The sequence below is a fragment of the Mesorhizobium maamorense genome (genome assembly GCF_044998965.1).
Taxonomy (GTDB): domain Bacteria; phylum Pseudomonadota; class Alphaproteobacteria; order Rhizobiales; family Rhizobiaceae; genus Mesorhizobium.
This window is the reverse complement of record NZ_CP173356.1, coordinates 4,742,539-4,757,648: the sequence shown is the minus strand read 5'-3', so window position 1 is coordinate 4,757,648 and position 15,110 is coordinate 4,742,539. Positions and strand designations below refer to the sequence as shown.

Sequence of the window (15,110 nt, the reverse complement as noted above, 5' to 3'; positions counted from 1 at the left end):
GGCCTAACGCTGGAATCAGACCAGCCCGGTCGCGCGCACTTGTCAGCGGCTTGGCGTTTGGGGGTCGACCTGCGCGGGGGTGTGGTCAATTCGGGCCGGGTTCACGGCCTGCCATGTTATGCCCCTACCTCGATCACGGCCTTGATCAGCCCGGATTTCTCATGCGCCCAGCGGGCGAGGTCACGTGGCGTGTCGGCAAGCGTGGTGCGGTGGGTGACGAGCTTGGCCAGCGGCACCGCGCCATCGCGGATCGAAGCGGCGACGTGGTCGAAATCGGCCCGCAAGGCATTGCGGCTGCCGACAAGCGTCATCTCGCGCTTGTGGAATTCGGGGTCGGAAAAGGCGATGTCGTCCTTGACGACGCTGACCAGCACCAATGTCCCGCCATGCGCGACATGAGCGAAGGCCGACTGCACCGAGCCGGTGTTGCCGGTGGCGTCGAAGACCACGTCGAAGCCTTCGCCTGATGTCGCTTCGCTGACCAGATCGGATGCCGCGCCGCGCGACCCGTCGAGGGTCTTGAAGCCGAGTTCATTGGCGGCGAAGCGGAGCCTTTCGCTGCTCATGTCGAGCAGCGTCACGTCGAGCCCGGCGATGCGGGCGAAGATGGCGGTGCCGAGCCCGATCGGTCCGGCGCCGATGACGAGCGTCCGTGCGCCGGGATCGGCACGCGAGCGCCGCACCGCATGGGCGCCGATGGCCAGGAATTCGACGGCCGCGGCATCGGCCAACGACAGGCCGTTGGCTGGATAGAGGTTTTGTTCCGGGATAAGGATCTGTTCGCACATGGCGCCGTCGCGATGCACGCCGAGCACTTCGATCCGGACACAGCAATTGGGTTTACCGTGCCGGCAGGCGATGCATTTGCCGCACGCCAGATAGGGATTGATGATGACCGGCTCGCCCGTGGCAAGACCAACGCCTTCGCCCGCCTCGACGATGGTCCCCGACACTTCATGGCCCATGATGCGGGGGTAGGCGAGGAAGGGATGCTTGCCCTCGAAGATGTGGTAGTCGGTGCCGCAGATGCCGACATGGCTGACCGCCACCAGCGCCCAGCCGGGAGGCGGCGAGCCAGCCGCGGGACGGTCTTCCACGACAAGGTCGCCGGGCGAACGGCAGACAACGGCTTTCATGCTTCAATCCAGTCGGTTCATGGAATCGCCGGCCGATTTTTCGACCCGGCCGGCGATCGATTTTACTTGCCACCTCGGCGGCGCAGGCCGTCGAAGTAGACGATGACGATGATCAACATGCCGGTGATGACGCGCTGCCAGAACGTGTTGACGTTGAGCAGGTTGGCGCCGTTGTTGATGGTGGAGAGGATGAACGAGCCGATCAGCGGCCCGTGCACCGAACCGATGGCGCCGAACAGCGACGTGCCGCCGATCACCGACGAGGCGATGGCTTGCAGCTCGTAGGTGTCGCCCTGCGTCGGATTGCCGATGCCGATGCGGGACGCGAGCAGCACGCCGACGAAGGCCGCGCACAGGCCGGACAGCACATAGGCCATGTAGATCGTGCGCGGCACGTTGACGCCGGAGAGGCGCGCGGCTTCCGCGTTCGAGCCGACGGAGAAGAGATAGCGTCCCCATCGCGTGTGGTGCAGGAAGACGTAGGAGGGCAGCGCAACCACGATCACCATCCAGAACAGATAGGGGATCCCCAGCAGCGAGCCGCGCGAAAACGCCTGGAACGCGTCGCTGTTGATCGATATCGAATTGCCATTGGTCATCAGGAGACCGATGCCGCGCAGCGAGGTCATGGTCGCCAGCGTGATGATGAAGGGCGGCAGGCCCATCCTGACGATGCCGAAACCGTGGAACAGGCCGATGGCGACCCCCACCAGCAGCGTCGCCAGAACCGCGATCCAGACCGGCCAGCCGGCATTGATCAGCAGTGCGACGATGACGGTGGCGAAGCCGACGATGGCGCCGACGGAAAGGTCGATGCCGCCGGTGATGATGACGAAGGTCTGGCCGACGGCCAGGATGGCGATCAGAGAACCCTGGCGCAGCAGGTTGGTGATATTGAGCGCCGAAGCGAAGGACGGCGTGGCGACCGCCAGGATGACCCACATCAGAAGCAGCAGGCCAAGCAGCGTCAGCCCGAACAGGGCATTGTAGTTGCGCTTCGGCTTTTCGGCAGGGATCGCCTCGGTGCTCATGTCTGTCCTCCCGTCTTTTCTTGTTTCTCGGCCAGGGCCTGGCTCAGAATGTCCTCGTGATCGGCGGTGCGGAAACCATGCGTGGCCACCAGCTTGCCGCGCCTGAACACATGCAGCGTGTCAGCCAGTTCGTAGACCTCAGGCAGATAGGACGAGATCAGGATGATGCCCGCGCCCTTGGACAACAGCACACTGAACAGCCGGTAGATCTCGGCCTTGGTGCCTACATCGACGCCGACCGTCGGCTCGTCGAAGATGAACAGTTTGGCGCCGTGCGCCAGCCACTTGCCGATGACGATCTTCTGCTGGTTGCCGCCCGACAGGCTGGAGGCCAGCGCGCCGCGCGTCGGCGTCTTGATCCTGAGGTCGGCGATCTGCCGGTCCGCCTCGGCCTTCTCCTGCGCAGACGAGATCAGCAAATTTTTCGATATGCGCTTGTAGATCGGCAGGTTGAGATTCAATGCAACCGGCAGGTTGAGGCACAGGCCCTGGTCGCGGCGGCTTTCCGGTGCCAGCGCCATGCCGAGCTTGATGGCGTCGTGCTCGGAGTTGACCTGCACCTCCTTGCCTTCCCACAACACCTGGCCGGCCGATTTGCGGTGGCGGCCGTAGAGGGTGGTGACGAATTCGCTGCGGCCGGCTCCGATCAGGCCGTAGAGCCCGACGATCTCGCCCGCGCGCACCGACAGAGAGACATTCTCGAAACCCTTGCCGGACAGGTTCCGCGCCTCGGCGATGACGGCGCCCGGCGTGAAATGCTCCTTGTGATAGATCTGCTCGATCGAGCGGTTGATCATCAGCTTGACCAGTTCCGGCTCATTGGTCTCGGCGATGTTGCGGGTGCCGACCAGCGTGCCGTCACGCAGCACCGAGACGCGGTCTGCGAGCTCGAACACCTCCTCCATGCGATGGCTGATGTAGATGATGGTGACGCCTTCACCCTTCAGGCGGCGGATCAGCGTGAACAGCTGGTCGGCCTCCTTGCGGGTGAGGTAGGCGGTCGGCTCGTCGAAAATCAGGAATTTGGTGCCGCGCACGGTGGCTCGGGCGGCGGCGATCAGCTGCTGCTGGCCGATGGTGAGATCGCCGAGCACGACATGCGCCGGCAGGTCGAAGCCGAGACCGTCGATGATCTTCTGCGCTTCCCTGACCATGGCTCGTTGCTGGAGGATGCCGAAGCGCGAGTTCTCCTCGCCGAGGAACATGTTGGCGGCGACGGTCAGGTGACGGCAGAGCACGACTTCCTGGTGCACGGCGTTGATGCCGAGCGCCATGGCTTCGTGCGGCGTCGCCAGGGCAGCCGGCTTGCCTTCCCACACAACCTCTCCGGAGGTGCGCGGGATGACGCCGGTCAGGAGCTTGATCAGGGTCGATTTGCCGGCACCGTTCTCGCCGACGATGGCGTGGATCTCTCCCGCCTTGAAGGCCAGGGTCACAGGCTTCAGCGCATGCGTGCCGGGATAGCGCTTTTCCAGACCCTGCAGCTCGAGGATGGTCCTACCGGGCTCCAGCACGGGGGCCGGATGCAGTTCCTGCGCGGTCGGCGTCATGGCAATCCTCCCTGTTGTTTCCGGGGCGCAGAGGCCCCGGAAACAGTTGCGCGTGCCGATGCTCAGTTGAGCTTCGGGTTGAGCAGCGCGTCGATCTTGGGATCCTTCATGTTGGCCTTGGTGACCAGGTTGGCGCCGGTGTCGACATTGGTCTCGACCTTTTCGCCCTTGGAGGCGGCAAGTGCGGTCTTGATGCCGTCGTAGCCCATCCGGTAGGGATCCTGGACGACGAGGGCGGAAATGACGCCGTCGTTGAGGAACTTGATCAGCTTCTCGTCGCTGTCGAAGCCAACCAGCGCCAGCTTGCCGCCGAGGCTGTTTTCGGCGACAGCCTGCCCGACGCCCTGCGCCATGATCAGGTTGGAAGCGAAAATACCCTTGAGGTTCGGATTGGCGGTGATCAGGTCGGTGGCGATGTTGAGGCCGGTGGTGGCCTGGCCGTCGGCATATTTGTCGGCGACCAGCTTCAGGCCCGGATATTTCGCCTTGAGCTGCTCGATGAAGCCCTGCTTGCGCTGTTCGAGCGAGCCGGCGCCAGGCGTGTTGGTGATCAGGGCAACGTCGCCCTCGATCTTGCCGCCATTGGCTTCGCCGATGGCCGCTGCGAGGCCGTCAGCGGCGACGCGGCCGCCCTGGACGTTGTCGGTGGTCAGGAAGGAGGTGAAGGCCTTGGAGTCGGCGCCGGAATCGATGCCGATAACCTTGACCTTGGCTGCGGCTTCGTCGATCGGCTTGCCGAGCGCCTTGAACTCGGTCGGCGAGATGACGATCGCCGCCGGATTGCTGGCAACGGCGTTTTCGAGAATCGAGATTTGGCCGTTTACGTCGGTTTCTGCCTGGGCGCCGAGCTCCGGCACGTTGACGCCGAGATCCTTGCCGGCCTTGCGGGCCCCGGCCAGGACGATCTGCCAGTAAAAGGACGTGGTGTCCTTGACGATGATCGGAATGGTCACGTCCGCCGCCGAAACCGGCGCCGGGTGCATGACGCCGGCAAGCATCGACGCGGCCGCCAGCGCCATGACAGCGCGGCGATTGAGAATGCTGGTCACGAATTTCATGGAATTCCTCCCTAGGTCGCCCGGTGAACGATACGGAAGCTCGGTTCGGATAGGCGTAGCCAAACAGAACTTTATCAATAAAAAACAGTTGCAGTATTTTGATAGTGCATCGATCCGGTCGATGCAAGCGGTGTTTATGCCATCCTCGGGGCATGGCGGTCATGACAGCACTGGCGCCTTGCTCTCCCCACGCTGCCCGACGCTTCCGTTTCGTGTGACTAACGTATGGAATATTAATTCCATAAATTAGTCAATATAGAATGCCCGTTCCTTCTTCGGTTCGCGGGATCGTGAAGCCCCGCGATCGCACGCCTTCGCCCGGGTGGATCGGACACTTCATGCCAATTCCTGCACTACGGTGTAGGGGCGGTATCTGGCGTAGTCCGCCTGAGGCACGTCGACATCGAGCAGTTCGAGATTTCGGGTCAGGTTCGCCAGCTTGGCGGTGCCGGTCAGCACGGTGGCGACCGAGGATTCCTGGAGGGGGAACTGGAACGCGGCGGCGGCGAGCGGGTAACCACCTTCGGCGGCGATCCGCTCCATCGCGCCGACGCGGTCGAGCACGTCACCGCTGGCGGGCTTGTAGTCGAAATGGGCGCCCTGCACCGGTCCGGTCGCCAATATGCCTGAGTTGAACACACCGCCGATGACCAGCGAAGTCTGTCGGGCACGGCAGAGCGGCAAAAGTTCGGCTTCGGCGCTGCGATCGAGCAAGGAATAGCGGCTGGCGAGCAGGATACAATCGAGCGGCGCGCGACGCATCACGTCGAGACATATCCGGACTTCGTTGACGCCGAGCCCGTAGGCGGAAATGACGCCGGAGTTTTTCAGTTCTTCGAGCGCCTTGAGCCCACCGTCCATCAACTGGCGAAAGTGCATTTTGGTCTTCTCGACGCCATGCGTGTACACGCCGATGTCGTGCACAAACAGGATGTCTATCCTGTTTAGACCAAGCCGCGCATAGCTGAAGTCGACCGAGCGCATGATGCCGTCATAGGAATAGTCGTAGTCGAGCGCGAAGGGCAGCGGATCGACATAGGAGTGATCGGGAACCTGATCTTCCGGAACGGGCCGGAACAGGCGCCCGACCTTGGTCGACAGCACATAGGAATCGCGCGGCTTATAGCGCAGGAAGTCGCCGAAACGCCGCTCCGACAGGCCGAAACCATAGAAGGGCGCGGTGTCGAAATAGCGCAGGCCCGCCTCCCACGCGCCTTGCAACGTTTCCATCGCCGCCTCGCGCGAACAGGCGCGGTAGAGCCCGCCGATCGCGGCACCGCCAAAGCTTACTTCGGTGACCTCGAGCGCCGTCTGGCCGATGCGGCGTTTTTCCATGCACAACCTCCCCGTTGCCCGCCATTATCCGGCGCGGCAGATTCCAAGACCTCAAGCCGCAGCATTCCAGGAAAGTTCGCGGCCACTTTCCGGACTGCGCGACTTCAAAGAGTTAGAGCGTCGCGCCGAGATGCCAGGGCACGAACTCGTTGTCGCCGTAGCCGAAATCCTCGCTCTTGGTCTTGCGACCGGAGGCCGTCTCGACGATCAGTTCGAAGATCTCGCGGCCCATGCCGGCGATGGTCTTCTCGCCGGAGGCGATGACGCCGCAATTGACGTCCATGTCCTCTTCCATCTGATGATACATGGTCGAGTTGGTGGCGACCTTGATCGACGGCGTCGGCCGGCAGCCGAAGCAGGAGCCGCGGCCGGTGGTGAAGACGATGATGTTGGCGCCGCCCGCCACCTGGCCGGTGGCGGAAACCGGGTCATAGCCGGGCGTATCCATGAACACCAGCCCGCTGCCGGTGACCTTTTCGGCATAGCCGAAGACGCCGTTGAGCGGCGTCTGGCCGCCCTTGGCGACCGCGCCCAGCGATTTCTCCAGGATGGTGGTGAGGCCGCCGCGCTTGTTGCCGGGCGAGGGGTTGTTGTCGATCGAGGCGCCGTGCTTGGCGACGTGGTCCTCCCACCACTTGACGTAGCCGTCGAGCTTCTTGGCGATCTCGGGCGTCGCGGCGCGATAGGCGAGCAGATGTTCGGCGCCGTAGATTTCCGTCGTCTCGGAGAGAATACCGATGCCGCCGACGCCGGCGAGGATATCGACCGCGGCACCTAGAGCAGGATTGGCCGTGATGCCCGACATGCCGTCGGAGCCGCCGCATTGCAGGCCGACGACGATTTCGCTTACCGGGATGGGTTCGCGCTTGAGCTCGCCGACTTCCTCGGCGATCTCGGCCAGTACGCCCATGGCCTTTTCGACCGATTTGCGCGACCCGCCGGCGTCCTGGATGTTGAAATGGCGTTTACCGGCGGCCGCACCCTTCTGGCCGTACAGCGTGAGCTGGTTGACCTCGCAGCCGAGCCCGACCATCAGCACGCCGCCGAAATTGGGGTGGCGGGCATAGCCGGCCAATGTGCGGTGCAGCACCATCATCCCGTCGCCGGTGGCGCTCATGCCGCAGCCCTGGCCGTGGACGATCGGGACGAAGCCGTCGATGCCGGGATATTTTGGCAGCAGCGTGCGGTTGGCCGCGTCGGCGATGGCGTGGCAGACGGTCGCCGAACAGTTGACGCTGGCGATGATGCCGATGAAGTTGCGCGTGCCGGCGCGGCCGTCGGCGCGGCGATAACCCATGAAGGTGCGGGCGCGGTCAGCCTCGGTCGCATGTTCGGCCTCGCTTGGCGGCACCACCGGCAGGCGGCCGGCCTCAAACACCAGATTGTGCGAATGGACATGTTCGCCGGGCGCGATGTCCTGCGTGGCGCGGCCGATTGCCTGGGCATATTTGACCACGGCGGACCCGGCGGGAATCGGCTTGATCGCCACCTTGTGGCCGGGCTCGATGATAGCGGCGGCAAGCGCTCCGCCGGGCAGCGCGGTGCCGGTCTCGATGCGGCCATTGGCGACCGCGACATTGTCGGCTGGGGACAGAAGAATTGAGTTGGAGGCGTTCACGGGCGTTTCCTGGGGTGATCCTGGGAGGCGCGGATTGACACGCGCTTGTTAAGAGTTAATGTCTTTTATCGTGAAAAAACAGTTTTACGTCAATTGTTTTTTCCGGCAGTTCCTGTGCGCCTGGATGAGTAGCGGCGCTGCAACCGGTAAGCGAGCCCCTCGGCAAAGCGATTCCGCTTTCGAGGGCGATAGGAACGTCATATTTGCGCTTCAAGCCGGCCGCCGCAAGCGCCGGCCAGCGATGGGTCAGGGCATGTCGAAGAGCAACAACGTTTACAAGGATGCCTATAACAGGTGCCTCAGGCTGCTCGACGAGAGGCGCAGCCTGCCTTCGGAACCGGAACTGGGTACGCTGCTCGGCGTCAGCCGCACCACGGTGCGCAGCATCCTTGGGCGCATGGAAGAAACCGGACTGATCGCCTGGAACAAGCGCGCCAAGACGGTGCTGCGTGAAACGCGCCCCGATGATTTCTTTCCCGAGGAAGAGACCGACACGCTGGCCGAGATCATCGAGCGGTCGTTCATGCGCAGGCTGCTCGCCGGCGGCGCCGAGGCCGGCATGCAGATCAACGAGCTCGAACTGGCGCGCGAGATCGGCGTCGGCACCACCAGCGTGCGCGAGTTCCTGATCCGCTTCTCCCGCTTCGGCCTGATCGAGAAGCGCCGTAACAGCCATTGGGTGCTGAAGGGTTTCACCCGCGCCTTCGCGCTGGAGTTGACGGAAATCCGCGAGATGTTCGAGCTGCGCTCGGCATCGGCGTTCACCGCACTGCCGCAGGACAGCGCGGTGTGGGTCGATCTCGACAATCTCGAAGAGGAACACCGCGGCCTCGCCCGTGACATCGCCACGCGCTTCAACGAGTTCTCGGAGCTCGACGAGCGCTTCCATCGGCTGATCCACCGCGCCTCGCACAACCGCTTCATCGTCGATTTCTATGATGTCATCGCCATGATCTTCCATTACCACTACCAGTGGAACAAGGCGCAGGAGCGCGAGCGCAACGAAATCGCGATCGGCGAGCATCTGGCTTATATCGCGGCGCTCAAATCACGCGACCTGGGCAAGGTCGATGCCGCCTGCCGCAAGCATTTGAAGTCGGCGCGCCAGACGCTGCTGACCTCGATCCCCGAGAGCCGGCACCCACAGAGGCCCTGATCGCGCCGCGTTGCCGCAGCACCGATTTGCCGATTTTCCGTCTCTTGCTGCCGTGGTAGACATCTTCCGGTGATCGCTTGAAGATGCAGATGGTTTGAACAGGCAAGTCATTTGACCAAAAAGGGGAGACGGTGGAGCATTCCGGTCGCGCTTGTCGCGGCCTACCTGCTGCTGCTTCAGTCGACGCTGAGCGCATTCGCCTTCGCCACCGGACCGGCCGCCTCGCAAATCGACGCCTTCGGCAACGTCATCTGCACCCACGAGGGCACTGCCCAGCTTCCCGATGGCGGCCCGCATCCGTCACATCTGCCGGCATGCTGCATGCTGGGCTGCAGCATGGTTTCAGCGGCCTTTGCGCCGCCACCCGATGCCGGGCTTGCGCTGGCCTCGCTTTCGTTCGAAGCCGTCGTTTTCATCTTTCCGGCGGCCACGCATCTCGATTTCGCGCGCCAACGCTCGCCGTCGAATCCGCGCGCGCCGCCGCTTTCGGCCTGAGCCTGCTGTACGCCCGGCGGAACCTTCCGCCGGTGCTTTCATCCAAAGAACGAATCGTTCGCGACCGGCCAACGGCGCGATCCCCTATTCATGGAGCAAACCATGTCCCAAGCTTTTCATATCGCGGCGCCTCCTTCGGGCGGCCGCACCAAATTCCTGCGCCGTTTCAATGAACGTGTCGGCCTTGCCGTGCTGGCGTTTGTGCTCTTGTTCTTCGGTGCCCAGGCCGTCTGCGCGCATGAATTCAAGGCCGGCGATCTCGAGATCGAGCATCCCTGGTCGCGCGCGACACCCACAGGCGCCAAGGTGGCCGGCGGCTATTTCACCATCACCAACAAGGGCAATGCACCCGACCGGCTGCTGTCGATTTCCTCCGACGTCTCCGAAAAAGCAGAGCTGCATGAAATGGGAGTCAAGGACGGCGTCATGACCATGCGGCCGGTGACGGGCGGCCTGGAAATCCCGGCCGGCGGCAAGGTGGCGCTAGCACCCGGCGGCTATCACCTGATGTTCATCGGCCTGAAGCGGCAACCCAAGCAGGGCGAAGAATTCGCCGCCACGCTGACCTTCGAAAAGGCTGGCGCCGTGAACGTCGAGTTCGCTGTCGAAGGCATGGGCGGCGGCATGGACGACCACGCCAATTGACCGCGCCATCCACAACTATTGAATTCAGAGGGACCATCATGAACAAGTATCTTTTGTCGGCCGGCGCGCTTCTGGCGCTGGGAACCAGTGCCGCCTTCGCGCATATCACGCTCGAAACACAGGAAGCGGCGGTCGGTTCGACCTACAAGGCCATCCTGCGGGTGCCGCATGGCTGTGACGGCAAGGCGACGACCGCCGTGCGCGTGCAGATCCCGGAAGGGGTGATCGCGGTGAAGCCGATGCCGAAGCCCGGCTGGACGCTGCAGACCAAGAAGGGCAAGTACGAGAAATCCTACCAGCTCTACGGCCAGGCGGTGGCCGACGGCGTCAAGGAGGTCGATTGGAGCGGCGGCAATCTGCCGGACGAATTCTACGACGAGTTCGTCTTCCGTGCGATGCTGACGGCAGACCTCCCGGCGGGTCAGAAACTCTATTTCCCGGTGGTGCAGGAGTGCGGTGGCGCCGCCGACCGCTGGATCGAAATCCCGGCGGCCGGGCAGGACGAAGACGCCCTGGAGAACCCCGCGCCCGGCATCGAGCTCACGCCGAAAAAGTAAGCTCTCGCGATGCGCTCCATTGTCAGGAGCGCGCCGCATTTCATGGCAATGACATGACGGTGATATTCCCTTCCAGGACGGTTCGCGCGACCGGCAAGCTCATCGGCCGAGCTGCCATAGGGCTGCTGACCTTGGCCATGCTGATTGCCGTGGCCACGACAAATCAGGCCTTTGCGCACGCCGCGCTGATCAAGACCGATCCGGCCGACGGCGCCGTGCTGTCGCAGGCCCCGGCGCAATTCGCGCTGACTTTCAGCGAACCGGTCTCGCCACTGGTGCTGACGCTGGTGAAGCCCGACGGCACGCCCGTTCCGCTGACGTCCTTCCGCCTCAGCGACCAGACCGTCGTGATCGACGATCCGCAGGCACTCGGATCGGGCACGCATGTGCTGAGCTGGCGAGTGATTTCCGCCGACGGTCATCCGGTCGGCGGCTCTCTGCTGTTTTCCATCGGCGCGGCGAGCCAGCCGCCGGCTGTTTCCGAAGCCGTCGACTGGCAATTGCGCTCGGCGATCTGGATCGGCAAGGTCTGCCTCTATATCGGCCTATTCCTCGGGGTCGGCGGCGCCTTCGCTCTCGCCTGGCTGGCGCGGGGTGGCCGCGCCGGACAGCGCTTCGTCGCCGCCGCAATCCTGTGCGGGCTGGTCGCGGCAACCCTGTCGCTTGGCTTTCAAGGGCTGGATGCGCTCGGCGCGCCGCTCTCGCATATGGCGCAGCCGGCCATCTGGACCGCCGGTCTCGGCACCAGTTTCGGCTGGACGGCGTTGATCGCGTTGATCGCGCTGGGGCTCGGTCTTTTGTCGCTGGCCGGGCCGCGCGCGGCCGCCAGGCCCTCGCGCTCGCCGGCCTGGCCGGAACGGGTCTCGCGCTCGCCGCCAGCGGCCACGCAAGTGCCGCCGAGCCGCAATGGCTGACGCGGCCGATGGTGTTCCTGCATGGCGCGGGCATTGCCTTCTGGGCCGGCGCGCTGGCGCCGCTCGGACTCGCGCTGAAACGGCAGGATGCCGAAGCCGTCACGTTCCTTCGCCGGTTCTCCGCCGCTATCATGCCGGTGGTGGCCTTGCTTGCCGCCGCCGGCGTGGTGCTGGCCGTCATCCAGGTGCAAACACCCGCAGCGCTGGTCAACACCGCCTATGGCCGGCTGCTGCTGGTCAAGCTCGCGCTGCTGGTCTTCCTGTTCACGCTCGCCGCCGTCAACCGCTGGAGGTTGACGGCAATGGCCGAGGCGGGGGCGACGGAAGTGCGGCGCAGGCTCACCCGTTCGATCGGCGTCGAAATACTGATCGTACTCGCCATCTTCGGTGTTGCCGCCGGCTGGCGCTTCACGCCGCCGCCACGGGCGCTGGCGATTGCCGCGGCGCAGCCGGTGTCGGTTCATATCCACGCGCTGAAGGCGATGGCCGACCTCAGCATCACGCCCGGCCATGCCGGGCCGGTCGCCGCCTCGATGATCATCATGACCGGCGATTTCGGGCCGCTCGACGCCAAGGAGGTGACGCTGGTGCTGTCGAAGCCGGACTCCGGCATCGAGCCGCTGAAGCGGGCCGCGACAAAGCCCGGCGACGGCAGCTGGCGTGTCGACGATCTCGTCATCCCGGTCCCTGGCCGGTGGACGGCGCGCATCGACATACTGGTCTCCGATTTCGAGATGGTGAAGATCGAGGCGCCGGTAGACATCAGGCCGTGATGGCTCTCCAACACAATTCGGCGAGGCGGTTGACGCGAGCCTGAAGGCCCGTCAATCATCCTGGCAGGATGCATCTTGGCAAAAACCCGGGCAATCGCGGGCTCGAACAAACAAGATCCGAAAGCAGGGAAGAAACATGGAAAAAGCCGAAATTGGCCTGATCGGCCTTGGCACGATGGGCTCCAACCTGGCGCTCAACATCGCCGAGCACGGGCACCGCATCGCTGTGTTCAATCGCACCAAGGCGCGTACGGATGCCTTTGTCGAGAATGCCGGCGCGCTCAGGGATATGGTTGTCCCCTGCTACAGCCTGGAAGAACTCGCCGCCGCGATCCGGCCGCCGCGTCCGATCATCATCATGGTGCTGGCCGGCAAGCCGGTCGATGAACAGATCGCCGCATTGCGCGGCGTGCTGTCCCATGACGACATCGTCATCGATGCCGGCAACGCCAATTTCCGCGACACGATGCGGCGCTTTTCCGAGCTGGCGGGCTCCGGCCTCACCTTCATCGGCATGGGCGTGTCCGGCGGCGAGGAGGGTGCGCGCCACGGGCCGTCGATCATGGTCGGCGGCACCGAGGAGTCCTGGAAGCGCGTCGAGAAGGTGCTGACGGCAATCTCCGCCAAGTTCAAGGACGAGCCATGCGCGGCCTGGCTCGGCACCGACGGCGCCGGCCATTTCGTCAAGACCATCCACAACGGCATCGAATATGCCGACATGCAGATGATCGGCGAGATCTACGGCATCCTGCGCGATGGCCTGGGCATGGCGCCGAAGGAGATCGGCGCCGTATTCGCCGGCTGGAACAAGGGCCGGCTCAACTCCTACCTGATCGAGATCACCGCCAAGGTGCTGGCGTCAGATGATCCCAAGACCGGCAAGCCGGTGGTCGACATCATCCTCGACCGCGCCGGCCAGAAGGGCACCGGCAAATGGTCGGTTATCGAGGCACAGCAACTCGGCATTCCGGCGACCGCCATCGAGGCGGCGGTGGCGGCACGCGTCCTGTCATCGATCAAGGACGAGCGGCTTGCGGCGGAAAAAGCCTATGGCAACATCGGCGTCACCAGGATTTCGGGCGACAAGGCAGACCTGCTCAAGGATCTGGAACTGGCGCTGTTCGCCGGCAAGATATCAGCCTACGCGCAAGGCTTCGCCGTGATGAGCGGCGCTTCGAAGGCGTTCAACTGGAACCTGCCGATGCCGACCATCGCCAAGATCTGGCGTGCCGGCTGCATCATCCGATCGCAGATGCTCGACACCATGGCCGGAGCCTTCGGCCGCGGCGGCGCTTCGACCAATCTCCTGATGGCGCCGGCCTTCATCACCATGATGCAGGAGGCGCATCCGTCACTGCGGCGCGTCGTGGCCAGGGCTTCCGAAGCCGGATCGCCGGTGCCGGCGCTGTCTTCGGCCCTTGCCTATTTCGACAGCTATCGCCAGGGCCGCGGGACCTCGAACCTGATCCAGGCACAGCGTGATTTCTTCGGTGCGCATGGCTTCGAGCGTATCGATGACAAGGGCGCCTTCCATGGACCCTGGGGGAGCGGCGCCGCCGGCTAGCGGTTCAGCGTTTCGCGGAACGGCGTACCGCTCTATCTCTTTGTTTTTGGGCAATGCCTTAGGAAAGCTACGCGGGAATTGCTCTGGCGGCGGGGCTTCAATCAGCCGCGATAGGCCACAACTTCGCCCGGCGCGCTGAGTGACTGCAGCGAGCCGGGCGCCGCGCCGCCGATCCAGCCGAGCACGGCGCGGGCGAGCTCGGAGCCGGCCAGCCGGAAGTTCTCGTTGACGATCAGCAGTTCCCGGCGGAACAGATGCAGCAGTTCCGACGACTGCTTCGACACCACGTCGATGTCGCGGCCGAGTTTCAACCCGGCGTCCTCGATGCCGGCAACAATGGCAAGCGTGGCGGCCGCGGCGCTGCTGACGATGCCGTCCGGCCTGATGTCGCGCCGCATCAGCTGCGCGGTCCTCATCCTGATCTGCTCGATCGAGTGGTCGATCGAAACGGTGTTGAACGGCACCTCCGAGGCGCCGACTTCGCTCAGCGCGTCGGCAAAGCCGTTCACGGTGTGGCCGTGATAGGTCAGGCCGACCGGCGGCGTCACCAGAGCCAGCCGACGCCGGCCCAAGCCGGCCAGATGGCGCACCGCCTCGGCCGCGAAGGCGTAATTGTCGAAATCATGATAGGGGTGCACGAGCCCCATATCGGTGCGGCCGTGCGTTGCAAAAGGTATGCCGCGCTCCAGCATGTAGCGGGCCCTTGGATCGTTGGGCTGCGTGCGCGAAATGATGACGCCGTCGGCGGAGCCGGTCTCCACCAGATAACGCACCGGATCCAGCGGATCCTGCGAGCGCGAGTAGGGCGTGACGATCAGATGGTAGGGCGTATCGGCGATGACTTCGGTGACGCCGTAGATGATGTCTGAGACAAAGCTCATGATCTCGTGCTCGGTGTTGAGCACGAGGCTGATGACGTTGGTCTTGCCGGTTCGCAGGCGCACGCCGGCGCGGTTCGGCCGGTAACCGATCTGCTTGGCCACGAGCTGGACGCGGCGCCTGGTCTCGGCGCCGATCTCCGGCGCGTCCTTCAGCGCCCGCGACACGGTGGTGACGCCGAGCCCGGTCATGAAGGCAAGCGTCTTCAGCGTCGGCCGCTCCCTGGCCGACGTCTCGTCATCGCTGTCCGTGCGCCGTCTGTCCATTCATCCCGCCCCGTCAGGCGCTTAGCAGCCGCCGGCCAGGCCGGCAATCGCCGCCGTCGCTCCCATGGCGCGTCTCCTTAGCTGAACAAGCCTATACTGAAACGTTACAGATTGTCACGACCGGTGTTCGACC

General features: G+C 64.3%; 12 protein-coding genes and 1 pseudogene. 6 read left to right on the top strand and 7 right to left on the bottom strand.

From position 1 onward, the window contains the following. Positions 1-116: 116 nt before the first annotated feature. The 6 genes from ACIU1A_RS23745 to ACIU1A_RS23720 all read right to left on the bottom strand — a co-directional run bounded on the left by ACIU1A_RS23745 (position 117) and on the right by ACIU1A_RS23720 (position 7,728). Positions 117-1,136 carry a zinc-binding alcohol dehydrogenase family protein gene (locus ACIU1A_RS23745; RefSeq protein ID WP_140513788.1) on the bottom strand — a complete coding sequence of 340 codons (1,020 nt, stop codon included), beginning with the start codon at positions 1,134-1,136 and terminating at the stop codon, positions 117-119. Positions 1,137-1,198: 62 nt separating this feature from the next. Then, a complete protein-coding gene (locus tag ACIU1A_RS23740; RefSeq protein WP_140500307.1) occupies positions 1,199-2,167 on the bottom strand; it encodes an ABC transporter permease in 969 nt (322 codons plus the stop codon). Further along, entirely contained in the window at positions 2,164-3,717 is a 1,554-nt protein-coding gene (locus tag ACIU1A_RS23735; protein ID WP_140657254.1) for a sugar ABC transporter ATP-binding protein, read from the bottom strand. The genes ACIU1A_RS23740 and ACIU1A_RS23735 overlap by 4 nt, the downstream gene beginning before the upstream one ends. 62 nt (positions 3,718-3,779) lie before the next feature. After that, a complete protein-coding gene (locus ACIU1A_RS23730) occupies positions 3,780-4,775 on the bottom strand; it encodes an ABC transporter substrate-binding protein (RefSeq protein ID WP_140500303.1) in 996 nt (331 codons plus the stop codon). 336 nt (positions 4,776-5,111) lie between these two features. After that, positions 5,112-6,110, bottom strand: a complete 999-nt coding sequence (locus tag ACIU1A_RS23725) for an aldo/keto reductase (RefSeq protein WP_140522562.1) — start codon at positions 6,108-6,110, stop codon at positions 5,112-5,114. A gap of 112 nt (positions 6,111-6,222) precedes the next feature. Next, positions 6,223-7,728, bottom strand: coding sequence for a UxaA family hydrolase (locus ACIU1A_RS23720; protein WP_140513784.1), 1,506 nt, complete (start codon positions 7,726-7,728; stop codon positions 6,223-6,225). A gap of 253 nt (positions 7,729-7,981) precedes the next feature. Between ACIU1A_RS23720 and ACIU1A_RS23715 the strand changes: the two genes are divergently transcribed. The 6 genes and pseudogenes from ACIU1A_RS23715 (at position 7,982) to gndA (ending at position 13,832) form a co-directional block, all read left to right on the top strand. After that, on the top strand, positions 7,982-8,884 hold the full coding sequence (locus ACIU1A_RS23715; protein WP_404925420.1) for an FCD domain-containing protein: 903 nt from the start codon (positions 7,982-7,984) through the stop codon (positions 8,882-8,884). A gap of 138 nt (positions 8,885-9,022) precedes the next feature. Further along, entirely contained in the window at positions 9,023-9,379 is a 357-nt protein-coding gene (locus tag ACIU1A_RS23710; protein WP_140549462.1) for a DUF2946 family protein, read from the top strand. 102 nt (positions 9,380-9,481) lie between these two features. Further along, positions 9,482-10,024, top strand: a complete 543-nt coding sequence (locus ACIU1A_RS23705; protein ID WP_140522558.1) for a copper chaperone PCu(A)C — start codon at positions 9,482-9,484, stop codon at positions 10,022-10,024. Between the two features lie 38 nt (positions 10,025-10,062). After that, a complete protein-coding gene (locus ACIU1A_RS23700; protein ID WP_224705828.1) occupies positions 10,063-10,581 on the top strand; it encodes a YcnI family protein in 519 nt (172 codons plus the stop codon). A 53-nt stretch (positions 10,582-10,634) separates the two neighbouring features. Next, positions 10,635-12,268: pseudogene (locus tag ACIU1A_RS23695) on the top strand (copper resistance CopC/CopD family protein). Positions 12,269-12,383: 115 nt separating this feature from the next. After that, positions 12,384-13,832: an NADP-dependent phosphogluconate dehydrogenase gene (gene gndA / locus ACIU1A_RS23690; protein WP_404928007.1), complete on the top strand. Its 1,449-nt coding sequence runs from the start codon at positions 12,384-12,386 to the stop codon at positions 13,830-13,832. Positions 13,833-13,933: 101 nt separating this feature from the next. Here gndA and ACIU1A_RS23685 read toward each other — a convergent pair whose 3' ends face one another. After that, positions 13,934-14,977: a LacI family transcriptional regulator gene (locus ACIU1A_RS23685; protein ID WP_140500287.1), complete on the bottom strand. Its 1,044-nt coding sequence runs from the start codon at positions 14,975-14,977 to the stop codon at positions 13,934-13,936. Positions 14,978-15,110 lie beyond the last annotated feature (133 nt).

What these genes read in the sequence shown, in the direction of transcription:
- ACIU1A_RS23745 (WP_140513788.1), bottom strand. Translation starts at nt 1,136, where the DNA reads ATGAAAGCCGTTGTCTGCCGTTCGCCCGGCGACCTTGTCGTGGAAGAC.
- ACIU1A_RS23740 (WP_140500307.1), bottom strand. Translation starts at nt 2,167, where the DNA reads ATGAGCACCGAGGCGATCCCTGCCGAAAAGCCGAAGCGCAACTACAAT.
- ACIU1A_RS23735 (WP_140657254.1), bottom strand. Translation starts at nt 3,717, where the DNA reads ATGACGCCGACCGCGCAGGAACTGCATCCGGCCCCCGTGCTGGAGCCC.
- ACIU1A_RS23730 (WP_140500303.1), bottom strand. Translation starts at nt 4,775, where the DNA reads ATGAAATTCGTGACCAGCATTCTCAATCGCCGCGCTGTCATGGCGCTG.
- ACIU1A_RS23725 (WP_140522562.1), bottom strand. Translation starts at nt 6,110, where the DNA reads ATGGAAAAACGCCGCATCGGCCAGACGGCGCTCGAGGTCACCGAAGTA.
- ACIU1A_RS23715 (WP_404925420.1), top strand. Translation starts at nt 7,982, where the DNA reads ATGTCGAAGAGCAACAACGTTTACAAGGATGCCTATAACAGGTGCCTC.
- ACIU1A_RS23705 (WP_140522558.1), top strand. Translation starts at nt 9,482, where the DNA reads ATGTCCCAAGCTTTTCATATCGCGGCGCCTCCTTCGGGCGGCCGCACC.
- ACIU1A_RS23700 (WP_224705828.1), top strand. Translation starts at nt 10,063, where the DNA reads ATGAACAAGTATCTTTTGTCGGCCGGCGCGCTTCTGGCGCTGGGAACC.
- ACIU1A_RS23685 (WP_140500287.1), bottom strand. Translation starts at nt 14,977, where the DNA reads ATGGACAGACGGCGCACGGACAGCGATGACGAGACGTCGGCCAGGGAG.